Genomic DNA, 21,536 nt, shown 5'->3' with positions numbered 1-21,536 from the left:
GGGGGGCTGAGCTTGCGGGGGGGGTGCGGCGTGGGGCGCGGCGGGCTTGGAGGGGGCGAGTGCTCGATCTTGGGGCTCAGAGGCTTGGATGCTCGATGACCTGGGGCCCGGGGGTTCGGGAGCGCGGGAACCCGGGGGCCCGGAGGCCCGGAGGCTCAAGGGCCCGGAGGCTGGGAAGCCCCGGAGGCTAAGACGCCCGGAGGCTCAGGAGCCGGGAGGCTGGAAAGCCGGGAGACCGAGGGCTCGGAGCCCCGTAGGCTCCGTGGGCTCGGAAGCTCAGAGGCCCAGGCTCCATGGCTGGGAGCTCGAAAGCTCAGAGGCCCAGGCCCCATGGCTGGGAGCTCGAAAGCTCAGAGGCCCGGAGGCCCTGTGGGCTCGGAAGCTAAGGGGCCCTAGGGGCACGGAGGCCCTGGGGCTCAAGGGCCCGGAGGTATGAGGAGCTCGTCCGAGATCGGGGGCAATGGATGGGAACCTCGTCGGCTCGGGCGGTGTACCAGAAGTGACAGGCGGCTCGCGTGGCGGGTCGCACGGGGATCGGCCGGCCGAGTGGGGGTCCGGATGTACGGGTGGGTGAGCAGAGGACGACGACTTGTGGCGGGACTGGGCGCGTTGGCGGCAGCGGTGGCCGTGGTGGTGTGGGGCGCGGTGCCCGCCTCAGCCGGAGGGCCGACGAGCGTGCTGCTGGTGTCGCCGGGAAGCCAGGAGACGGCCGCGCTGTACAACGACCAGAAGGGATACCGCGAGCTGGAGCAGCTGCTCGGCCCGCCCGGCACCGGCACACGGAACAAACCGCCGGAGGCGAACCTCGCCGTCTCCCGGCTGATCAACGTCACGTGGATGCTGCATGACGTGACGCCCTGGCGGGTGGACCGTGTCTATCCGGCGGCCAAGGACGAGCACGTGTGGATCCACACGTCGGGAAACCTCACGGACTCGGCCGACGGCCGCTGGCACCGCGCCGAGGACCCGGCCGAGCTGCGCGACCTGCTGAAGGTGCTGGGCCTGATGGGCCCGACCTCCGGCGCCGGAGTGCCGTCTCCTCTCTACCCCGCTCCGTGGGAGACGGCGCAGGCAGCCCCCGCCGCACCGGACGCGGAGCAGGGCAGCGCGGGTACGCAGGCGGCAGCGGCGCAGCGCACGGCCGCACCGGCCGACGGCACCGACTGGTGGTGGGCGATACCGGGAGCCGTGGCAGGCGCGGCACTCGCCCTGGTCCTGCGCCCGTACGTCACCCGGTGGCCCCCGATACGCCAGCGCCGTGACCCGGGCCCGCGGCAGGAGCTGCTGGACCTGTGAGACACCGCCGCGCGACGGCCGGACACGGGGCCGGACCGCCGCGCGACGACGGAGACAGGGACGGGCCACCAAGCCGGGGACGGCAATGCCGGAGCCGGTGCCAGGAACAAGTGCTCCCGGCGCCCGCTCGCCTCGCCGGAGGCGTCAGCCCAGGTCGATCTCCGGGTACAGCGGGAATGCGGCCACAAGGTCGGTGGCACGGCGCGAGATCTCGTCGGCGATCTTCGTGTCGAGGACGTGGGCAGCCTTGGAGGGAGCCCCCGACTTGGTGGTACCGGGCTCCGTGCTGGTGAGCACGCGGTCGATGAGGCCGGCGACCTCGTCCATCTCGGCGGTGCCCAGGCCACGCGTGGTCAGGGCCGGGGTGCCGATGCGGATGCCGGAGGTGTACCAGGCGCCGTTGGGGTCGGCCGGGATGGCGTTGCGGTTGGTGACGATGCCCGAGTCGAGCAGCGCGGCCTCGGCCTGGCGGCCGGTGAGGCCGTAGGAGGAGGCGACGTCGATCAGGTTGAGGTGGTTGTCGGTGCCGCCGGTGACGAGGGTGGCGCCGCGGCGCATCAGCCCCTCGGCGAGGGCGCGGGAGTTGTCGACGATGCGCTGGGCGTAGTCCTGGAAGGAGGGCTGACGGGCCTCGGCGAGGGCGACGGCCTTGGCGGCCATGACGTGCGGGAGCGGGCCGCCGAGGACCATCGGGCAGCCGCGGTCGACCTGGTCCTTGAGGGAGTCGTCGCACAGCACCATGCCGCCGCGCGGGCCGCGCAGGGACTTGTGGGTCGTGGTGGTGACGATCTGGGCGTGCGGCACGGGGTCGAAGTCGCCGGTGAGGACCTTGCCGGCGACGAGGCCCGCGAAGTGGGCCATGTCGACCATGAGCGTGGCGCCGACCTCGTCGGCGATCTCGCGCATGATCCGGAAGTTCACCAGACGGGGGTAGGCGGAGTAGCCGGCGACGATGATCAGCGGCTTGAACGCGCGGGCCTGGGAGCGCAGGGCCTCGTAGTCGATCAGGCCGGTGGCCGGGTCGGTGCCGTAGGAGCGCTGGTCGAACATCTTGCCGGAGATGTTCGGGCGGAAGCCGTGGGTGAGGTGTCCGCCGGCGTCCAGGGACATGCCGAGCATGCGCTGGTTGCCGAAGGCCTGGCGCAGTTCGGCCCAGTCGGCGTCGGAGAGCTCGTTGATCTGGCGGACGCCGGTCTTCTCCAGGAAGGGGGCCTCGACGCGGTCGGCGAGGACGGCCCAGAAGGCGACGAGGTTGGCGTCGATACCGGAGTGCGGCTGGACGTAGGCGTGGCGGGCGCCGAAGAGTTCGCGGGCGTGCTCGGCGGCGAGGGACTCGACGGTGTCGACGTTGCGGCAGCCGGCGTAGAAGCGGCGGCCGACGGTGCCCTCGGCGTACTTGTCGCTGAACCAGTTGCCCATCGCCAGCAGGGTGGCCGGGGAGGCGTAGTTCTCGGAGGCGATCAGCTTGAGCATCTCGCGCTGGTCGGCGACCTCCTGGCCGATGGCGTCGGCGACGCGGGGCTCCACGGCGCGGATGACGTCGAGGGCGGCGCGGTAGGCGGTGGACTCCTGGGAGAGGGACGCAGGCGTGTCGGACATCAGGACCTCCGGACGTGGCGTTCGGCGTACACGGTTCGGCCCAGGCGCACGGCACACATTCCCGTACGGGCCGCTCCCCGATGGTCGGTCCCATCCCAGCGCGCCAGTCACGGCCCTCGGTCAGCCTACCGGGTGGCCGCGCCGGGTCCAGGAGAGCGTCCGCCATGCGGGCGCAGGGGCTGCCCGGTGGTGGTCAGAGGATGACGTGCGGCAGGAAGCGGGCGTACTCGTCCGTCACCAGGCCGGAGGACTCGCGGATGCCGAGGCCCGCCGACTCGTTCTCCACCACCCAGGCGCCCAGGACGACGTGGTTGCCGTCGAAATCGGGGAGGGGGGCCAGTTGCTGGTAGCAGCAGGGTTCGTCGCGGATCACCGGCGGCGCCCCGGGGTCGTGGAGGGTGACGCCGGCGCCCTCGCGGCCGAGGAGGGGCTTGGCGGCGTAGCCGGTGGTGGCGGCCAGGTCCCTCGGGCCGTCGAGGTGGGCGGGCAGGAGGTTGGGGTGGCCGGGGTAGAGCTCCCAGAGGATGGCGAGGAGGGCCTTGTTGCTGAGCAGCATCTTCCAGGCGGGTTCGATCCACAGGGTGCTGCCGGTGCCGCCGCCGTTGTCGAGGGTGTCGAGGACGTGGTCGGCGAAGCGGTCCGTGGTGAGCCACTCCCAGGGGTACAGCTTGAAGATGCTGCGGATGAAGCGGAGCTTGGTGTCCACGAAGCGGCGGGACAGACGGTCCCAGCCGATCTCCTCCATGGAGATCCACTCGGTCTCCAGGCCCGCCTGCTCGGCGGTCTCCTTGAGGTAGGCGACCGTCATCAGGTCCTCGCCCAGTTCGTCGGCCTCGGAGTTCGCGAAGTACAGGGGGCTGCCCGGCGGGAGGAGGGCGGCCTGCTTCTTCCAGGCGTCGACGAGGCGTTCGTGGAGGGAGTTCCACTGGTCGGCGCCGGGGAAGCGCTCCTCCATCCAGAACCACTGCGGGGACGCGGCCTCGACGAGGGACGTGGGGGTGTCGGCGTTGTACTCCAGGAGCTTGGCGGGGCCGGTGCCGTCGTAGTGGAGGTCGAAGCGGCCGTAGACGGAGGGGAGTTCGGCGCGCCGGTGCCAGGCCTCGGCGACCGTGGCGGCGAGGCGGGGGTCGGTGATGCCGAGGTCGGCGAAGCGGTCGGCGGTGACGATGTGCTCGGCGGCGGCGAGGCACATGCGGTGCAGTTCCTCGACGACCTCCTCCAGCGCCTCGACCTCCTCCAGGCTGAAGACGTAGTAGGCGCTCTCGTCCCAGTAGGGGCGCAGGGAGTTGTCCGGGTAGCGGGTGAGGGGGTAGATCAGCCCCTGTTCCTCGACGGTCTGCTGCCAGCCGGGGCGGGGCGCGATGGTGCGGCGTTCCATGGGAGGCCTTCGGTCGGCGTGAGGCGGAGGGCGGGGACGGCGTCGGGGACCGTGTCGGTGCCGGCGGCCGGGTGCGGGCGCCGCTCAGCCGCCGCCGCTGCCGGAGCCCGAGCAGCCGAAGCCGCCGCGGTCGACGGCCTCGCTGCGACTGAAGGTGCCGTTGTCGGCATAGCCGCCGCTGACGTCGGCGTCGTAGTACCAGTCGGCGTCGACGCGCTGGGCGCCGCCGGTCTTGCGCTTCTTGCCGGACGAGGAGGTGCGGGAGGACGTGCAGTTCTGGTCGGCGACGATCTTGTAGCCGTTGATGTAGTCGTAGCTGTCCCGGTCCACGCAGCGGCGGTCCGGGTCCGAGCCGCATGCGGACAGGGTCGCCGCGAGGACGCCCATCCCACCGAGCACCACCGTGCTGGACCGCAGCCGTCGCGGTGTGTCTGCCATCGTCTCCACTCCCCCAGGTGCTCCCGGTGCTCGCGCCCGGCTGTCTGCTCGCCGGCTCGCGGCGGACAGCCTAGAGATGGGCCGAACACCGACAGCAGGGAGCCCCCGCCCGGACCCCTCACCCCCCTGCCCTTTTGCCGTCTTCGACAGGGTCTACCCCCCTTGGTGAGCCGGACTTCCCGTCCTTGAACCCGTCCTTGAAGGCGCGCGGTCCGGCCACCGCAGGGGTGAGCGTGGGGTCAGGGCAGGGACTTGCAGAGGGCCTCCAGGGTGGGGGTCCAGGCGTGGTCCGGTGGGGTGGCGTAGCCGACGACCAGGGCGTCCGGGGAGGAGACCTCGGCGGCCGGGTGGCGGTAGCGGGTGAGGCCGTGGACCGTGAGGCCCTGCCAGGTGGCCGACTGGACCACCGACCGCTCGGTGCCGGGCGGGAGTCGCAGGACGGCGTGCAGGCCCGCGGCGATGCCGGTGACCTTGACGTCGGGCGCGCGGGTGGCCAGCGCCTCGACCAGCGCGTCGCGGCGGCGCCGGTAGCGCAGGCGGGCCGAGCGGACGTGGCGGTCGTAGGCGCCGGAGGTGAGGAACTCGGCGAGGGTGAGCTGTTCGACGACGCTCACGGAGCGGCCGCCACCACGGGCGAGCACCTCCGGGAGGAGGGACGCGGGCACCACCATCCAGCCCAGGCGCAGTCCCGGCGCGAGGGACTTGCTGGCCGTGCCGAGGTAGATCACGCGGTCGGGGTCCAGGTCCTGGAGCGCGCCGACCGGCTGGCGGTCGTAGCGGAACTCCCCGTCGTAGTCGTCCTCCAGGACGAACCCGCCGGTGCGGCGCGCCCAGTCGATCACGGCGGCGCGGCGTTCGGGGCGCAGGGCGCCGCCCAGGGGGAACTGGTGCGCGGGGTTGAGGAGCACCGCGTCCGCGTCCGCGAGGTCGTCGGTGCGGGTGCCGAGGTCGTCGTACGGGAGGGGGGTGGTGCGCAGGCCGGTGCGTTCGGCCAGGTCCCAGTGGGCGTCCAGGCCGTAGGACTCCACGGCGAGGGTGCGGGCGCCGCGGGCGTGCAGGACCTCGGCGATCAGGCGCAGGCCGTGGGCGAAGCCCGAGCAGACGACGAGGCGTTCGGGGTCGGCGTGCACGCCCCGGACGCGGGCGAGGTAGTCGGCGAGGGCGGTGCGCAGTTCGGGCCGGCCGCGCGGATCGCCGTAGCCGAGGGCCTCGTTGGGTGCGGCGGTCAGGGCGCGGCGGGTGGCCTTGAGCCACTCGGCACGTGGGAAGGAGGCGAGGTCGGGGGTGCCCGGGACGAGGTCGTACGGGAGGCGGCCGGGGGTGCGCCCGGATGAGACGGGGCGGGTGGACGGCTGGGGCACCGCGCGGTCCGCGACCCGGGTGCCGGAGCCCTGCCGTGCGGTGAGGCGGCCCTCGGCGACGAGATCGGCGTAGGCGTCGGCGACGGTGTTGCGGGCGATGCCCAGGTCGGCGGCGAGGGCGCGGGAGGAGGGCAGCCGGGTGCCGGGGGCGAGCCGGCCGGTGCGGATGGCCTCGCGCAGGGCGTCGGTCAGGCCCCGGCGCAGTCCGGGACCGGTGGGTTCGAGGTGCAGGTCGACGCCGAAAGTGGCCCAGGGTTTCGCCATGGGAATGGACCATACTCCTGGGCTGCTTCGCTCCTAGGGTCGAGGACATGACGACCACCACGCACACGCGCACGGACACGGACCCAGAAACGGACACGACGCAGGCCACGCGCACCGACGCGACCACGCCCCCGCACACCGGCACGACCGACACGTACGCCCCCGAGCAGCCGCCCCGCCTCGACTGGGCCGCCCTCGCCCCCGACGTCTTCAAGGCGATGGTCCGGCTGGACGCCGCTGCCCGGAAAGGCCTCGACCCAAAGCTGCTGGAGCTCGTGAAGATCCGCGCCTCGCAGATCAACAAGTGTGCGCTCTGTCTCGACATGCACAGCAAGGACGCCCTCGCGGCAGGCGAGAGCGTGGAGCGGATCATCCAGCTGAGCGCGTGGGAGGAGTCGCGGCACTTCTACACGGAGCGGGAGCTCGCGGCGCTGGAGCTGACCGAGGCGGTCACCGTCCTCACGGACGGATTCGTGCCGGACGAGGTGTACGAGCAGGCGGCCCGGCACTTCGAGGAGACCGAGCTGGCGCAGCTGATCGCCGCCATCACGGTGATCAACGCCTGGAACCGCTTCGGCGTGACCTGCCGCCGCACCCCGGGCCACTACCAGCCGGGGCAGCACGCGTGACCGCCCGCACCACCCACCTCGACCCCGGCGTCCGCACCGCCCTGCAGACCCTGAGCGCCACCGCCAAGAAGGGCCTCGGCGACCCCGCGCTCGCCGAGCTCGTCCAGATCCGCGCCTCGCAGATCAACCGGTGCGCGTTCTGCCTGGACATGCATCTCACCCTCGCCCGCAAGTACGGCGTGAGCGAACGGCAGCTGGATCTGCTGGCCGTCTGGGACGAGGCCGGTGACGGCGCCTTCGACGAGCGGGAGCGGGCCGCGCTCGCGCTGACCGAGGCGGTGACCGTCCTGACGGACGGCTTCGTGCCGGACGAGGTCTACGAGCAGGCCGCCAAGCACTTCGACGACGCCCGGCTCGCCCACCTCATCGCGCTGATCACCGTCATCAACAGCTGGAACCGGCTCATGGTCGCCCGGCGGATCCCTCCCGGGAGCACCGAGTGGTGAGCAAGGCCGAGACCTTCCGCGCGCTGCACCACCACCGCGCGCCGGGCGACCCCCTGGTGCTCCCCGGCCCGTGGGACGCGGCGAGCGCCCGCGTGTTCGCCGAGGCCGGTTTCCCGGCGCTCGCGACGCCCAGCGCCGGGGTCGCCGCCTCGCTCGGCTACGCCGACGGCGAGACTCCCGCCGACGAGATGTTCGCCGCGATCGCACGGATCACGCGGGCGGTGGACATCCCCGTGTCGGCCGATGTCGAGGACGGCTACGGGCTCGCGCCGAAGGAGCTGGTGGAGCGGCTGCTGGAGGCGGGCGCCGTGGGCTGCAATCTGGAGGACAGCGAGCACGGCGCCCTCAAGGACCCGCGGGCGCACGCCGACTGGCTGGCCGAGGTGCGCTCCGCGGCGGGCGGCGATCTCTTCGTCAACGCCCGCATCGACACCTTCCTGCGCGGCGTCACCGACCCCGAACGGGCCATCGAGCGGGCGGCGTTGTATGGGGCGGCGGGCGCCGACTGCGTGTATCCGATCGGCGCCCCCACTGCCGTACTGCCGCTGCTGCGGGCCGGGATCCAGGGGTCGGTCAATGTGTACGCCAGGCTGGACAGCGACGACGGCGAGGGCCCCTCGATCACCGCGCTCGGTGAACTCGGGGCCACGCGCGTCACGTTCGGTCCGGGGCTGCAGCGCCGGGCCGCGCAGGCGCTCGGCGAGCTGGCGGCCCGGCTGCGCGCATGAGGGTCAGGACAGCCACGCCCGCCACGTGGACTCATGACTGTCCACCCACTTCTTCGCCGCCTCCTGGGGCGACAACTTCTGGTCGGCGATCATCAGCGAGACCTCGTTCTGGTCCTCGGTCGTCCACCGGAACCTCTTCAGGAAGTCCGCCGCCTTGCCGCCCTCCTTCGCGAAGTCCGCGTTGAGGTACTTCTGCAGCGGGGTGTGCGGATAGGCGCAGGCGACCTTCTCCGGGTCGGCGTCGCAGCCCTCCTTGTACGGGGGCAGCTTCACCTCGGTCATGGGCACCTTCTCGGACAGCCACTGGGGGGTGTACCAGTAGGTGAGGAAGGGCTTCTTCTCCTTGGCGAACTGCTTGATCTGGGTGATCTGCGCGGCCTCGGAACCGGCGAACACCACCTGGTAGTCCAGCTTCAGGTTCTTCACCAGCGCCTTGTCGTTGGTGACGTACGACGGTGAGCCGTCGAGGAGTTGTCCCTTGCCGCCGCTCTCCGCGGTGCGGAACTGATCGGCGTACTTGTTCAGGTTCTTCCAGTTCGTGACGTCGGGGTGCTTCTCGGCGAAGTACGTCGGCACGAACCAGCCGATGTGCCCGGTGACTCCGAGGTCGCCGCCGCGCGCGATCGTCTTCTTGTCCTCGACGTACCGCTGCTCCTGCTCGGGGTGGCCCCAGTCCTCCAGGATGGCGTCGACCCGGCCCTGGCTGAGCGCGTCCCAGGCGGGCACCTCGTCGACCTGAACGGTGTCGACGCGGTAGCCGAGTTCGTGCTCCAGCAGGTACTGGGCGACGGCGACATTGGCCTGCGCGCCGACCCAGGACTGCACGGACAGGGTGACGGTCTTCGCGCCCTGGGCGTTCGCGAAGGGCGACGCCTGCTTGGTCATGTCGGCGGCACCGCAGCCGGTCAGCGTCAGCAGCAGCAGCGCGGAGGAGCCGGCCACCGCGGGAGCCGTACGCCTCCCCATGTTCCTGAGTCGCATGTCACGCTCCCTTCTTCGCGCGGCGCTGTGTCGGTTGCGTCACCCGGTCCAGCATCAGGCCCAGGCAGACGATCGCGGCGCCGGCCACCAGTCCGGTCGCCAGGTCGCCCTGGGCGAGGCCGAAGACGACGTCGTAGCCGAGCGCGCCCCCGCCGACCAGGCCGCCGATGATGACGACGGCGAGGACCAGCACCACGCCCTGGTTCACGGCGAGCAGCAGTGCCGGGCGGGCCAGCGGCAGCTGGACCTGGCGGAGTTGCTGGCCGCTGGTCGCGCCGAGCGAGCGGGCGGACTCCAGCGCGGCCGGGTCGACCTGGCGCAGCCCCTGGGTGGTGATGCGGACGACGGCGGGCAGCGCGTAGACGATCGCGGCGGCGACGGCCGGGGCGCGGCCCACGCCGAACAGCGCGACGACCGGGATCAGATACACGAACTGCGGCATCGTCTGGAACACATCCAGGACGGGCCGCAGCAACCGCTCGACGCGGTCGCTGCGGGCGGCGGCGATGCCGGTCGCGAAGCCGATGACGAGCGTGACGGCGACGGCCGCGAGGACCTGGGAGAGCGTGTCGAGGGACTGGTCCCACACGCCCAGCACGCCGATCGCGGCCATGGCGAGCACGGCGGTGAGCGCGGTGCGCCACGTGCCGATGAGCCAGGCCAGGGCGGCGACGGCGAGCAGCACCGACCACCAGGGCAGCCACTGCAGTCCGTCGCGCAGCGGGTCGAGCACCCAGGTGGTGAAGCGGGCCGCCCAGTCGGCGGTGCCGCCGACGACGGGGACGCCCGAGTACAGGTGGGCGGTCATCCAGTCGACGGCCCGGTTGACGGGCTCGGCGATGCCGACGATCCAGCCGGTGGGCCACTCCAGGCGGCCCGCGAGGCGTCCGGCGACCGCGACGGCGATCGCGGCGGCCAGGGCGGACAGCCACAGCACGCGGGCGTTACGCGCGGGCGCTTCCCCGAGCCGTGCGCCGGCCGCGCCCGTCACACGGTCGAGGACCACGGCGAGCAGCACGATCGGGATACCGGCCGCGAGCGCGGCGCCCACGTCGACCGAGGCCAGCGCCTGGTAGACGCGGTCGCCGAGACCGCCGGCGCCGATCACGGAGGCGATGACCGCCATGGACAGCGCCATCATGATCGTCTGGTTGAGGCCGAGGAGGAGTTCCTTGCGGGCCAGGGGGATACGGGCGGTCAGCAGGCGCTGACGGGCGGTGGAGCCGAGCGACTCGACCGCCTCCAGCACCTCCTTGTCGGCGCCGCGCAGGCCGAGGGAGGTCAGCCGTGCCATGGGCGGGGCGGCGTACACGACGGTGGCGAGGACGGCTGCGGGGACGCCGATGCCGAAGACGAGCACGACGGGGAGCAGGTAGGCGAAGGCGGGCAGCACCTGCATGGTGTCCAGGACCGGGCGCAGGACGCGGTCCATACGGTCCGACAGGCCCGCGGCGAGGCCCAGCAGGGCGCCGACGAGGACGGACGCGGCGACCGCCACGACCATCAGCGCGAGGGTCTGCATCGTCGGCACCCACATGCCGAGCAGGCCGCAGACGAGGAACGCGGCGGCGGTGCCCAGCGCCAGGCGGAGCCCGGCGACGCGCCAGGCGACGAGGCCGGCGACGGCGGTCACTCCCGCCCAGCCGACGGCGAGGAGGGCGAGGTAGACGGCGCGTACGGCGATGACCACGGCGTTGCTGACATGGCCGAAGAAGTAGATGAAGAGGGGGTGGGAGTCCCGGTTGTCGATGATCCAGTCGCTGGTGGTGGCGAGGGGGCCGGAGACGTCGACGGTGAGGGCGTCGGGCCAGGTGCCGGTGGACCAGCGGGTGGCGGCGAGGGGGACGAGGATCGCGGCGAGGAGGGTGAGCGCGGCGAGCTTGCGGGCGGCCCGGTGGTGCAGGATGCCCGGCGGAGACGCCTTCTGGGTGGTCGCGGTGATCGTTGCCATCAGACCGGCTCCTCGCTGGTCCGGGCGGGAGCCGGTGACGCTTCCACGTGGGCGACGACATCGAGCAGGGCCTTCGCGTCGACCACTCCCAGGCAGCGGCCCTGGTCCATCACCCGGGCCGGGGTGCCCGCGCGGGCCACTGCCTCTATCGCCTCCGAGACCGTGGCGTCGGGGCGGATCGCCGGGCCCGTGCTCGCCTCCTCCGAGGACGCTGCGGGGCGCATCGCCGTGCGGACCGTCAGGACCTGTTCGCGTGGGACGTCTCGGACGAACTCACGGACGTAGTCGTCGGCGGGTGAGCCCACGATCTCCTCCGGCGTGCCGAGCTGCACGACGCGGCCGTCGCGCATCAGGGCGATGCGGTCACCGAGCTTCAGGGCCTCCTGGAGGTCATGGGTGATGAAGACCATCGTGCGGCCCTCCTCGCGGTGCAGCCGGACCACCTCCTCCTGCATGTCGCGCCGGATCAGCGGGTCCAGCGCGCTGAACGGCTCGTCGAAGAGGAGCACTTCGGGGTCGACGGCGAGGGCGCGGGCGAGTCCCACGCGCTGGCGCTGACCGCCGGACAGCTGGGCGGGCCGGCGCTGCTCCATGCCCTCCAGGCCGACCTTGGCGACGACCTCGGCGGCCTTGGCGCGCCGCTCGGCCTTGCCGACGCCCTGGATCTCCAGGCCGTACGCCACGTTGTCGAGGACGGTGCGGTGCGGGAGGAGGCCGAAGTGCTGGAAGACCATGGCGGCGCGGTGCCGGCGCAGTTCGCGCAGCCGGGCCTTGTCCATGGCACGGACGTCCTCGCCGTCGATGGCGATGGTGCCGGCGGTCGGCTCGATGAGCCGGGTCAGACAGCGGACCAGCGTGGACTTGCCGGAGCCGGACAGGCCCATGACGACGAAGACCTCGCCCTTGCGGACGTCGAAGGAGACGTCCCGGACGGCGGCCGTGCAGCCGGTGCGGGAGCGCAGCTCGGCCGGGTCGAGCGCGGTGAGCTCGGGGTCGCCGGGGATCCGGTCGGCCTTCGGGCCGAAGACCTTCCAGAGCCCGTCGACGGAGAAGACGGGAGTGGTCGTGGCGTCGGTGCCGGTGGTGCTGCTCGCGGTCTGCGGGACGGCGGTACCCATCACGCACCACCGCCGATCAGGTCGACGGCGCGCTCCCCGACCATGAGCACGCCGATCATCGGGTTGACGGCGGTCATCGTCGGGAAGACGGAAGCGTCGGCGATACGGATGCCGTCGAGGCCGCGGATGCGCAACTCGGGGTCGACCACCGCGAGTTCGTCGGTGCCGGCGCCCATCTTGCAGGTGCCGGCGGGGTGGTAGACGGTGTGGGCGACCTTGCGGGCGTACTCGCTGAGCTCCTCGTCACCGGTGACGTCCGGACCGGGTGCCACCTCGCGCTTGAGCCAGCCGGCCAGCGGCTCGCTCCTGGCGATCTCACGGGCGATGCGGATGCCGTCGACGAGGGTACGGGCGTCGTAGTCGTCCTCGTCGGTGAAGTAACGGAAGTCCAGCGCGGGCTTGACCTCGGGGTCGGCGCTGGTGAGGTAGAGCCGGCCGCGGGACTTGGGCTTGGGGATGTTCGGGGTCATGGAGACGCCGAACTCGGGCCGCTGGTAGCCCAGTCGCTCCGGGTTGTCCGTGAACGGGATCTGGTAGAAGTGGAACATCAGGTCGGGGCCCGCGTGTGCGGGGTCGCGGCGCACGAACAGGCCGGCGTCGGAGTCCATCGCGGAGTTCTCCGGGATGGGGCCGTTGGTCTCCCAGACGATCACCGACTCGGGATGGTCGAGCAGGTTCTCACCGACGCCGGGCAGGTCGTGCACCACGGGTATGCCGAGCGCTTCGAGGTCCTCGCGCGGACCGATTCCGGAGTGCAGCAGCAGCCGGGGCGAGTCGACGGCACCGGCGCACAGGACGACCTCCTTGCGAGCCCGTACGAGGCTCTCCTCGCCGTCCTTGGTGCGCACATGGACGCCCTCGGCGCGGGTGCCGTCCAGCTGGAGCTTGTACGCCCAGGTCTCCAGCAGGAGCGTGAGGTTGGTCCGCTCGTCCATCACGGGGTGCAGATACGCCACGGAGGCGGAGGACCGCTTGTTGTTCTCGGGGTGGTAGGCGAGGTCGAAGAAGCCGACGCCCTCGGTGAACGGCTTCTTGTTGAACCCCTCGACGCGCGGCACGCCGAGGGCGGCCTGCGCGGCGTCCACGAAGTCACGGGCGATGGCGTTCCGGTCCTTCTCGTCGACCGGGACGATGTTGTTCTTCAGGCGGGCGTAGTACGCCTCCATCTGCACGGCGCCCCAGCCCTTGGCACCGGCTTCCTCCCACTCGTCCCAGTCGGACGGCAGCGGCTTGAACGCGATGAGCGTGTTGTGCGAGGAGCAGCCGCCGAGGACGCGGGCGCGGCTGTGCCGGATGTGCGAGTTGCCGCGCGGCTGCTCGGTGGTGGGGTAGTCGTAGTCCAGCTCGCCGCCGAGCAGCCCCATCCACCGGCGCAGCGTCAGCACGTCGTCCCGGCCGACGTCACTCGGACCGCCTTCGATGACGGCGACGGTGACGTCCGGGTTCTCGGTGAGCCGGGAGGCGATGACAGAACCTGCGGTCCCGCCGCCGATGACGACGTAGTCGAATTCTCGGGTGTGCTCGGGCATGGGGGGTTCTCCTGTGGGGACTTGGGATCTAGGGGATTCCTGGGTCGGGTGGGTTGCTGGGTTGCGGGGAGGAGGGGTACAGGGGTTCGCCGGTGGACCTTCACGGCGTTCACCACGGCGTCAGGCACCGCTCGCCACGAGCTACGGGCGGCCGGCGATCCCGCCGCAGCTGCGGGGCCGTCGTACCTGCTTAGCTGCGGGCAGTCGTGCCGCTGGGGCGGCACGGGTGGGCGCAGCGGCACCCCGCCAGCGCGGGCGCGCGACACCCACCCCCGCCCAGCAGCAGCAAGCAGCTGCACTCCCGCGCTCCGCGCCGCCCCCGCCCTCCGCTCAGCCCGCGAACCAGCGCACCGGCTTCGGCGCCAGGTTCTGGTACACGTGCTTCGTCTCGCGGTACTCGGCGAGCCCGGCGGGGCCCAGTTCGCGGCCCACTCCGCTCTTGCCGAAGCCGCCCCACTCCGCCTGCGGCAGGTAGGGGTGGAAGTCGTTGATCCACACCGTGCCGTGCCGCAGCCGTCCGGCGACGCGCCGGGCGCGGCCCGCGTCGGCGGTCCACACCGCGCCGGCCAGCCCGTACTCGGTGTCGTTGGCGAGCGCGACCGCCTCGTCCTCGGTGCGGAAGGTTTCGACGGTGAGGACCGGCCCGAACACCTCCTCGCGCACGACCCGCATCTCGCGGTGGCAGTGGTCCAGCACGGTCGGCTCGTAGAAGTAGCCGCCCTCGGGCCGCTCGGCGGACGGCTCGGGCCGCTTGCCGCCGGCCCGCAGCACCGCGCCCTCCGACAGCGCGGAGGCGACGTACGCCTCCACCTTGGCGCGCTGCTGCTCGGAGACCAGCGGCCCGCACTCGACACCCTCGGCGGTGCCGCGCCCGAGGCGGATCTTCTCGGCCCGGCGGGCGAGTTCGGCGACGAAGCGCTCGCGCACCGACTCCTCGACGATGAGCCGCGCGCCCGCGGAGCAGACCTGGCCGCTGTGGATGAACGCGGCGTTGAGGGCCTGGTCGACGGCGGTGTCGAAGCCCTCCTCGGTGGCGCAGGCGTCGGCGAAGACGACGTTGGGGTTCTTGCCGCCCAGTTCGAGGGCGACCTTCTTCACGCCCGGTGCGGCCGCCTGGGCGACCTTGACGCCGCTGACCAGGCCGCCGGTGAAGGAGACCAGGTCGACGTCGGGGTGCTCGGCGAGCCGGGCGCCGACCGTGTGGCCCGGCCCGGTGACGATGTTGGCGACCCCGGCCGGGAGCCCGGCCTCGATCAGCAGGTCGATGAGCGCGACGGTGGTCAGCGGGGTGATCTCGCTCGGCTTGATCACGAAGGTGTTGCCCGCGGCCAGCGCGGGGGCGATCTTCCAACTGGCCTGGAGCAACGGATAGTTCCAGGGCGTGATCATCGCGCACACACCGACGGGCTCGTGCACGACGACGCTGTGGATGTCGCTCGACCCGGCGTCGACGACCCGGCCGGGCGCCTCGGCCGCGATCAGGTCGGCGAAGTAGCGGAAGGCGTCGGCGACACAGTCGATGTCGACGCGCCCCTCCTCGACGGTCTTGCCCGCGTCCCGGCTCTCCAGCAGGCCCAGCTTCTCCCGGTCCCGCACGAGGAGTCCGGCGACGCGGCGCAGCAGCGCGGCGCGCTCGGCGGCGGGCGTGTGCGGCCACGGGCCCTCGTCGAAGGCGCGGCGCGCGGCGGCCACCGCGAGATCGGTGTCCTTCTCGTCGCCCTCCGCGACCACGGCGAACGGCAGCGCGTCCGCGGGGTCGAGGATCTCGCGGGTGGCCCCCGAGACGGCCGCCCGCCACTCGCCCCCCGCGTGGATGGTGTCGCGCGCCTGAAGTTCCGTACTGTGCGCCATGATCGGTGACTGCCTTCCGTTCCTGTTCTGCGCCCGTGTGTCACACAGGTGTCGCCCACGGGACCGGGTGCTCCTGCCCTTCGGTCCCGAATGCATGCGCGATGCACGCCGAACGTGCGCGGCGTCACGGAAGATGCGGACATGGAGGGACACATCACCCACGGTGTGAGCGAGCGGTGACGAAACGTGCCGCGCCCCGCGTGCGGGTCAGCCGCCGCAGGTCGTGTACGGCGGGCAGAACGCACTCAGCGCCGTCCGCAGCAGCTCGCGTTCGTCGTCCCGGCCGTCGGCGTCCGCTCCGTAGGCGGCGACGGCGTAGATCTTGCCGTCGGCGGCCTCGAAGCGTTCGTCGACCACATGCCACGTACCGACGTCCGGCTCGCCCTTGATCGAGTCGGCGAGGTACTCCAGCCGGGAGCCGGCGAAGTCGCCGTCGCCCAGGTTGTCCAAAGAGAGCTCGGTGAACCCGGGAGCCTTCGGCACGGCGTCGGAGAGGAACAGCTCGTGCGACGCCGCCGGGGACGACTCCGACACCTCGAACACCTGCAGCCGCCGCTCACCGTCCGGGCTGCGGTAGTGCACCACGTCCATGCCGAACTGCGAGGCGACGGTGGTACGGGTCCACCCCGTGGGACGGGCGATGGTGAAGCCCTCGGGGTCGTCGTACGCCTCGAAGCCGGCGGGGAGATCACTGGTGAGGGCGGAGGGCGACCCGGAGGGAGTCTCGGGCGCCCCGGGCTCGGAGACGGTCCCGGAGTCGCTGGGCGTGGCCGACGCGGACACCGAGGCGCTGCCACCACCGGCCCGCCCCTCGGAGCCACCGCCGTCCCGGACCACGAACGTGACGATCAACCCCACCGCCACACCGACCACCGCGGCACCCCCCACCACGGCCCAGACCCGGCGAGACCGGCCCGACCCGGGCTCGGGGACACCGGACGGCGGGTATCCGGCGCCGGACGGCGGATATCCCGCGCCGGGCGGCGGATACCCGGCGCTGGTTGGGGGATAGCCGTACGCGGGCGACGGGTAGTCGGGCTCGGACGACGGGTAGCCGGGCCCGGGCGACTGCTGACCGGCTTCGTGGGGCGAGCGACCCGGGCCGTGGGGCGAGTGACCGGGCCCGTGGGGCGGCGCCCCGGCCCCCGGCCAGGACCCGGCACCTGGTGCGCTGCCCGGCCCCTGAATACCGGTGAGGGTGGGCGAGGAGTGCACCAGATCGGGATGCAGCGGCGGCGCGGCCCCGTCCGGGGCCCCTTCACCACCGCTGGGCGAAGCGGCCTGCCCACCGGCACCCGAGGCACCTCCCTCGGCACCATCGACGGCCCCGGAGTCATCCGGCTCCCCCACCGCCGAGGGCCACGAGACACCCTCCCCGCTCCCACCACGGTCCGACTCGGCACGAGCACCGGCACCCGACGAGGCCCCATCGCCACCCTCGGCGGCACCGGCACCGGCACCCGACGAAGCCTCATCACCACCCGCAGCCGCCCCGGAAACGGAACCGGAACCGGCAGCCGAACCGGAACCACCCCCGGCCCCCGATCCCCCGCCCTCCTCCCAGCGCTGGGTCTCCTCGTTCCAGTACAGCGGTCCGGTGCTGCCCGTGCCCATCAGGTCCCCCTCGTCTCCGTCACCTCACCCGTGGTGTACCCGCCGTGTCACATGCCGAGCAGCCCCGCCACGGTTCCCGCGGAGGCGAGCAGGGCCGTGAGGGCCTGGGCGTCGGTGAGGAGGTCCCGGAGTCGTTGCAGGCGGCCCGCGTCGGCCGTGCCCGTGCGGCTGATCTCGTCCTCCGTGTCGGCGAGCGCCGCGTCCAGCTCCGCGGTCTGCTCGGTCTGCCGCACGCGGCCACCCGACAGATCCGCCCGCAGTTCACGCACCGCCTTCAGCAACTCCTCGGCCGCCTCGTCACGTTGTGCGGGCCCACCATGATGGTGGCTCTCCGCGCGCGCGTGGCTGCCGATGGCGAAGGTGCTGCCCGTGACGTCCCCGATCCGGACGTTCGGCTCATCGCTTGCCATGGCTCGCGGTTCCCTTCTGCGACCCGGGGCCGCCGCTGGTGGCGCTGGCGTGCTCACCGATGGCGAAGGTGGACCCCTCGACCCGGTCGATGTGCACGGCACCGTTGCTGATGTTGACGATCTTCTGGACGAACTCGCCGGTCTCATACCCGGCTTCGGACAGCGCGAGCCGCACGCCCCGCCCGATCCGGTCCTGCACGCTCCGCAGATACCGGGCCACGTCCATCTCCTGGAACGTGGACCCCGTGTTCACCGAGGCCAGTTCCCGCACGGAGAGCGCCGGCCCCTCGGGCAGCGCGCTCGCCTGCCCGCCGATCAGCAGCCGCCAGGCGTGGACGGCGCCCCGCCCGAGGGTGACCAGCGCCCGCCCGGCAGAACCCGGCACCAGCACGACGGCCGCGACGGCCTTGCCGAACAGGTTGCTGGTACGGAACTTGTGCGCGGTGCGGTCCGCGTCCTTGAACTCGGCGACCACCGGCGTCAGCACATGCGGCGCGACCTCCAGCATGAGCATGCGTCCCTGGGTGTGGATGCGGACGTAGACGGTGACGACCAGCTCCTCCTCCCAGCCGCCGACCCGCACGCGCAGGAAGTGCCGCCGCTTCTCGCCGCCCTCCTCCACCGCCCGCAGCCGGTGCTGCTCGAACTGCTCGGGGTCGTACGGCGCCTGCTCGCGCCCCGTCAGCCCCTCGACCGGCAGGAACACGCACTCGTCGATCTCCAGCCGCCGCAGCCGGTCGCGCACGGCCGTGCCCGCGTACGCCGCCGGGATCCGGAGCTGTTCGAGCATGGGCCGGATCCGGTCGAGGATCGCCCGGTTGTTGAGCGGCTGCTGCTTCTTGTCCTCGTCGGGCCGGAGTTCGACCGCGAGCACCCAGGTGTCGTACGGCGCTCCCGCCCCGCAGAACGGACCGGCCTCGTTGTACATGATCAGCGGGGCGTGCTGCTCCCGCCGGATGAGGCCCATCAGGCGCCGGAAGCGCAGCCCCTCCACCTGCTCGGCGGGGTCGTTCGCCACGTCGGGGAACTGCCGCGGGGAGAGTTCCGCGGCGAGCACCCGCGCGAACTGCCCGCGCCGCGCCGCCTCGCACAGCGCGACGAGCACCAGCACGGCGAGCGCGAACCAGGCCTGCCACGCCTCGACGACCTCGGCGAACAGACCGGCGAACGGAGCCAGCGCGTCACCGGCGTCGGACGACCCGAACACGTCACCGGAGGAGCCGTAGGAATCGTAGGAGCCGTAGGAGCCGTAGGAGTCGTAGGAGTCGTACGCCGATCCGGAGTCGTCGTCACCGGCCCCGAAGGCGACGCCCACGACGAGGAACAGCCAGAACGCGAACATCACCCGGCCCCACCAGCGGGCCAGGAACGCGGCGAAGACCCGGTACAGCGGCTGGCCCGCACCCCGTCCCCTGATCCACGGAGCAAGCGCGAGGAGCAGGCTGGGCCACACCAGACCCACGAGCAGCCAGCCGCTCAGCGGCATGCCGACCACCCACAGCCCGAGGATCGCGGCGGCCCACAGCAGCTCCTGCCGCCGGGCGCGCAGTGCGTGCGCGAGGACGCGGGCGGCGTCGAAGCCGAGGGAGGGCGCCACGAGCCGGTGCTCGTTGACGTACAGCTCCTCGATCACCCGGTCGCGGTAGCCGGGGTGCAGATACGCGCCCGCGCACAGCAGCCGCGTCGCCTCACTGGAGTGCGGCGGGGTGGGCGGAGGCTCGCCCGGCGCCTGCGTGGCGTCCGGCAAGTGATGCGGTTGCTGCGGCACGTGTGCGGTGCTCACTGACGAGGTCCCCCGATGCGCAAGCGGCTCTTGTGACAGGCGAATTGATGGCCCATCAGCATAAGGGAGCGGCGAGACGCAAGGAAACCGGAATGTCAAGCACGGGCCTCTGTGATCTCCGCCAACCTCTGGCCAAACCCGTGCATCCGCGGGCGTGACGCGACGGGCCCCACCCCGGCGAACCGGTGTGGGGCCCGAAGTGCGGAGCGCGTCGGATCAGATGAGGCCGAGGCCGCGGACCGCCTCGCGCTCCTCCTCCAGCTCCTTCACGGACGCGTCGATGCGCGTGCGGGAGAACTCGTTGATCTCCAGGCCCTGGACGATCTCGTACTTGCCGTCCTTGCAGGTGACCGGGAAGGACGAGATCAGGCCCTCGGGGACGCCGTAGGAGCCGTCGGACGGGATGCCCATGGAGACCCAGTCGCCCTCGGGGGTGCCGTTGACCCACGAGTAGATGTGGTCGATCGCGGCGTTGGCGGCGGAGGCGGCCGAGGAGGCACCGCGGGCCTCGATGATCGCGGCGCCGCGCTTGGCGACGGTCGGGATGAAGTCCTCGGCGAGCCACTTCTCGTCGTTGACCACCTCGGCGGCGTTCTTGCCGGCGACCGTGGCGTGGAAGATGTCCGGGTACTGGGTCGCGGAGTGGTTGCCCCAGATCGTCAGCTTCTTGATCTCGGAGACCGCGACGCCGGTCTTCTTCGACAGCTGGGTCAGGGCGCGGTTGTGGTCCAGACGGGTCATCGCGGTGAAGCGCTCGGCCGGTACGTCCGGCGCCGCGGCCTGCGCGATCAGTGCGTTGGTGTTGGCCGGGTTGCCGACGACCAGGACGCGGATGTCGTCCGCGGCGTGGGCGTTGATGGCCTGGCCCTGCGGCTTGAAGATGCCGCCGTTGGCCTCGAGCAGGTCGCCGCGCTCCATGCCCTTGGTGCGCGGGCGGGCGCCCACGAGCAGGGCGACGTTGGCGCCGTCGAAGGCCACGTTCGGGTCGTCGGTGATGTCGATGCCCTGGAGCAGCGGGAACGCGCAGTCGTCCAGCTCCATGGCCGTGCCCTCGGCCGCCTTGAGCGCCGGGGTGATCTCCAGCAGGCGCAGCTTGACCGGCACGTCCGCGCCGAGCAGCTGGCCGGAGGCGATGCGGAAGAGCAGGGCGTAACCGATCTGGCCGGCCGCGCCGGTGACGGTGACGTTCACGGGAGTGCGGGTCATGGCGTTCTCCGTATGACAGCTGGCGGTGGGGCGTCCCTGCCCCGCTACGTTTGATCGATCTCTTGGTATCAAGAGATCCATCCAGCGGTCAGGCTATCGCGCATCCAGGACGGCGGATGTCCGGGCTCCCTGTGGCCCGCCCCACAGAGTGACCGAGAGGTACCCGGCCGGGCGCACGGACCGGCACACGAAGAGGCGGCCGCCCGTCCGGGAGAGGGGGGACAAGGGCGGCCGCCGTCGGGGACCGATCGTGCCGGACTCCCGTGGGGGTACTTCTCGCGTGCCCGCCTTCCGGCGGCCCATGCCTGTCCTCACCGATCCCGCACGAATCCGTCCCGGGCGCAGGTGAGACACCGTGCCCCGGGACGGGCTCACTCCGTGCAGCCCTCCTCGCCGGAGGCGAGGACCGCGCAGGCCTTGGCGCCGGACTCGCTCTCGACCGCCACCATCGCGGTGTACGTCACCGTGTCACCGGCCTCGGTGATGGTGTCGCTCTCCTTCGCCTTGCCCGCGGTGATCTCGACCTTGTCCCCCTCCGCGGCCTGCGTGATACGGCCCCACGCGGCGCCGCAGGTCTCGCTGTAGCGGACCTCGACGGTGGTGGCACCCACGGTGGCCGTCGCCGCCGTGGTCACCAGGTCGCCGCTGCACCCCATGGCCTCGGCGTCCTTGCCGGTGCAGCTGTCGCCGCTGCACTTGACGCCCGCGGGCAGGTTGGCGTCGGTGGTGACGGTCGGCGACGGGGACCGGTCGGTGCCGTTCGCCTTCTTGTCGTCGTCGCCCCCGGTCACGTAGAACGCGGCGGCGATCACCACCAGCACGCCCACGGCACCCGCGAGGAACGTCCCCGTCCGCCGCTTGCCCTTGCCGCCGGAGCGGTTCTGGTTCGCCGAGGTGCGGGGCGGCACGGCGGGCGCGCGTCCGTCGGGCCTCGGCGGCGTGGCGGGGCCGCCG

The 21,536-nt window shown here is 72.3% G+C and carries 18 protein-coding genes and 1 riboswitch; of the genes, 4 read left to right on the top strand and 14 right to left on the bottom strand.

Annotation, left to right across the window (positions count from 1 at the left end; translation table 11 throughout):
* Positions 1–591: 591 nt before the first annotated feature.
* Complete coding sequence (locus tag N4P33_RS17495) at positions 592–1,296, top strand: hypothetical protein (protein ID WP_260827555.1); 705 nt, start codon at positions 592–594, stop codon at positions 1,294–1,296.
* A gap of 144 nt (positions 1,297–1,440) precedes the next feature.
* Here N4P33_RS17495 and N4P33_RS17490 read toward each other — a convergent pair whose 3' ends face one another.
* From N4P33_RS17490 to N4P33_RS17475, 4 genes are all read right to left on the bottom strand, one after another.
* Entirely contained in the window at positions 1,441–2,895 is a 1,455-nt protein-coding gene (locus N4P33_RS17490) for a glycine hydroxymethyltransferase (protein WP_260827554.1), read from the bottom strand.
* A gap of 31 nt (positions 2,896–2,926) precedes the next feature.
* Positions 2,927–3,016, bottom strand: a riboswitch (ZMP/ZTP riboswitch).
* A 72-nt stretch (positions 3,017–3,088) separates the two neighbouring features.
* A complete protein-coding gene (locus N4P33_RS17485; protein ID WP_260827553.1) occupies positions 3,089–4,273 on the bottom strand; it encodes a glutathionylspermidine synthase family protein in 1,185 nt (394 codons plus the stop codon).
* A gap of 84 nt (positions 4,274–4,357) precedes the next feature.
* Positions 4,358–4,711, bottom strand: a complete 354-nt coding sequence (locus tag N4P33_RS17480) for a hypothetical protein (protein ID WP_260827552.1) — start codon at positions 4,709–4,711, stop codon at positions 4,358–4,360.
* A 239-nt stretch (positions 4,712–4,950) separates the two neighbouring features.
* Positions 4,951–6,336 carry a PLP-dependent aminotransferase family protein gene (locus tag N4P33_RS17475; RefSeq protein ID WP_260827551.1) on the bottom strand — a complete coding sequence of 462 codons (1,386 nt, stop codon included), beginning with the start codon at positions 6,334–6,336 and terminating at the stop codon, positions 4,951–4,953.
* A gap of 47 nt (positions 6,337–6,383) precedes the next feature.
* Here N4P33_RS17475 and N4P33_RS17470 point away from each other — a divergent pair, with 47 nt between their 5' ends.
* The 3 genes from N4P33_RS17470 to N4P33_RS17460 are packed head-to-tail and all read left to right on the top strand — an operon-like array spanning position 6,384 to position 8,139.
* Positions 6,384–6,965, top strand: a complete 582-nt coding sequence (locus N4P33_RS17470) for a carboxymuconolactone decarboxylase family protein (protein WP_260827550.1) — start codon at positions 6,384–6,386, stop codon at positions 6,963–6,965.
* Positions 6,962–7,411: a carboxymuconolactone decarboxylase family protein gene (locus N4P33_RS17465; protein ID WP_260827549.1), complete on the top strand. Its 450-nt coding sequence runs from the start codon at positions 6,962–6,964 to the stop codon at positions 7,409–7,411. The genes N4P33_RS17470 and N4P33_RS17465 overlap by 4 nt, the downstream gene beginning before the upstream one ends.
* The gene (locus N4P33_RS17460; protein ID WP_260827548.1) at positions 7,408–8,139 is read left to right on the top strand and encodes an isocitrate lyase/phosphoenolpyruvate mutase family protein; all 732 of its coding nucleotides are present in this window, start codon (positions 7,408–7,410) and stop codon (positions 8,137–8,139) included. Before N4P33_RS17465 ends, N4P33_RS17460 begins: the two co-directional genes overlap by 4 nt.
* Positions 8,140–8,142: 3 nt before the next feature.
* On the opposite strand, the gene N4P33_RS17455 is transcribed toward N4P33_RS17460, so the two are convergent.
* From N4P33_RS17455 to N4P33_RS17410, 10 genes are all read right to left on the bottom strand, one after another.
* A complete protein-coding gene (locus N4P33_RS17455; RefSeq protein WP_260827547.1) occupies positions 8,143–9,120 on the bottom strand; it encodes an ABC transporter substrate-binding protein in 978 nt (325 codons plus the stop codon).
* Between the two features lies 1 nt (position 9,121).
* The gene (locus N4P33_RS17450) at positions 9,122–11,071 is read right to left on the bottom strand and encodes a proline/glycine betaine ABC transporter permease (protein WP_260827546.1); all 1,950 of its coding nucleotides are present in this window, start codon (positions 11,069–11,071) and stop codon (positions 9,122–9,124) included.
* Entirely contained in the window at positions 11,071–12,189 is a 1,119-nt protein-coding gene (locus tag N4P33_RS17445; protein WP_260827545.1) for a glycine betaine/L-proline ABC transporter ATP-binding protein, read from the bottom strand. Before N4P33_RS17445 ends, N4P33_RS17450 begins: the two co-directional genes overlap by 1 nt.
* Positions 12,189–13,718 (bottom strand): GMC family oxidoreductase, encoded by a 1,530-nt coding sequence (locus N4P33_RS17440; protein WP_260827544.1) that lies wholly within the window; start codon positions 13,716–13,718, stop codon positions 12,189–12,191. Before N4P33_RS17440 ends, N4P33_RS17445 begins: the two co-directional genes overlap by 1 nt.
* A gap of 330 nt (positions 13,719–14,048) precedes the next feature.
* Positions 14,049–15,569, bottom strand: a complete 1,521-nt coding sequence (locus tag N4P33_RS17435; protein WP_260827543.1) for an aldehyde dehydrogenase family protein — start codon at positions 15,567–15,569, stop codon at positions 14,049–14,051.
* 207 nt (positions 15,570–15,776) lie between these two features.
* Positions 15,777–16,460 (bottom strand): hypothetical protein, encoded by a 684-nt coding sequence (locus tag N4P33_RS17430; RefSeq protein ID WP_260827542.1) that lies wholly within the window; start codon positions 16,458–16,460, stop codon positions 15,777–15,779.
* Between the two features lie 770 nt (positions 16,461–17,230).
* Positions 17,231–17,593 carry a hypothetical protein gene (locus N4P33_RS17425; RefSeq protein WP_260827541.1) on the bottom strand — a complete coding sequence of 121 codons (363 nt, stop codon included), beginning with the start codon at positions 17,591–17,593 and terminating at the stop codon, positions 17,231–17,233.
* Complete coding sequence (locus N4P33_RS17420; RefSeq protein ID WP_260827540.1) at positions 17,580–19,376, bottom strand: hypothetical protein; 1,797 nt, start codon at positions 19,374–19,376, stop codon at positions 17,580–17,582. Before N4P33_RS17420 ends, N4P33_RS17425 begins: the two co-directional genes overlap by 14 nt.
* Before the next feature lie 216 nt (positions 19,377–19,592).
* The gene (locus N4P33_RS17415; RefSeq protein WP_260827539.1) at positions 19,593–20,582 is read right to left on the bottom strand and encodes a malate dehydrogenase; all 990 of its coding nucleotides are present in this window, start codon (positions 20,580–20,582) and stop codon (positions 19,593–19,595) included.
* Positions 20,583–20,953: 371 nt separating this feature from the next.
* Positions 20,954–21,536 (bottom strand): YjfA family protein (locus N4P33_RS17410; protein WP_260827538.1); only part of this gene is annotated, 583 nt, incomplete at its 5' end.

It is taken from the genome of Streptomyces sp. 15-116A, from assembly GCF_025290915.1.
GTDB lineage: Bacteria > Actinomycetota > Actinomycetes > Streptomycetales > Streptomycetaceae > Streptomyces.
This window is presented reverse-complemented; position numbering and strand designations above follow the sequence as displayed.

Bases quoted from the DNA above. Each gene is read 5' to 3' on its own strand.
- N4P33_RS17490 (WP_260827554.1), bottom strand. From the start codon at position 2,895: ATGTCCGACACGCCTGCGTCCCTCTCCCAGGAGTCCACCGCCTACCGC.
- N4P33_RS17485 (WP_260827553.1), bottom strand. From the start codon at position 4,273: ATGGAACGCCGCACCATCGCGCCCCGCCCCGGCTGGCAGCAGACCGTC.
- N4P33_RS17480 (WP_260827552.1), bottom strand. From the start codon at position 4,711: ATGGCAGACACACCGCGACGGCTGCGGTCCAGCACGGTGGTGCTCGGT.
- N4P33_RS17475 (WP_260827551.1), bottom strand. From the start codon at position 6,336: ATGGCGAAACCCTGGGCCACTTTCGGCGTCGACCTGCACCTCGAACCC.
- N4P33_RS17470 (WP_260827550.1), top strand. From the start codon at position 6,384: ATGACGACCACCACGCACACGCGCACGGACACGGACCCAGAAACGGAC.
- N4P33_RS17455 (WP_260827547.1), bottom strand. From the start codon at position 9,120: ATGCGACTCAGGAACATGGGGAGGCGTACGGCTCCCGCGGTGGCCGGC.
- N4P33_RS17450 (WP_260827546.1), bottom strand. From the start codon at position 11,071: ATGGCAACGATCACCGCGACCACCCAGAAGGCGTCTCCGCCGGGCATC.
- N4P33_RS17445 (WP_260827545.1), bottom strand. From the start codon at position 12,189: ATGGGTACCGCCGTCCCGCAGACCGCGAGCAGCACCACCGGCACCGAC.
- N4P33_RS17440 (WP_260827544.1), bottom strand. From the start codon at position 13,718: ATGCCCGAGCACACCCGAGAATTCGACTACGTCGTCATCGGCGGCGGG.
- N4P33_RS17435 (WP_260827543.1), bottom strand. From the start codon at position 15,569: ATGGCGCACAGTACGGAACTTCAGGCGCGCGACACCATCCACGCGGGG.
- N4P33_RS17425 (WP_260827541.1), bottom strand. From the start codon at position 17,593: ATGGCAAGCGATGAGCCGAACGTCCGGATCGGGGACGTCACGGGCAGC.
- N4P33_RS17415 (WP_260827539.1), bottom strand. From the start codon at position 20,582: ATGACCCGCACTCCCGTGAACGTCACCGTCACCGGCGCGGCCGGCCAG.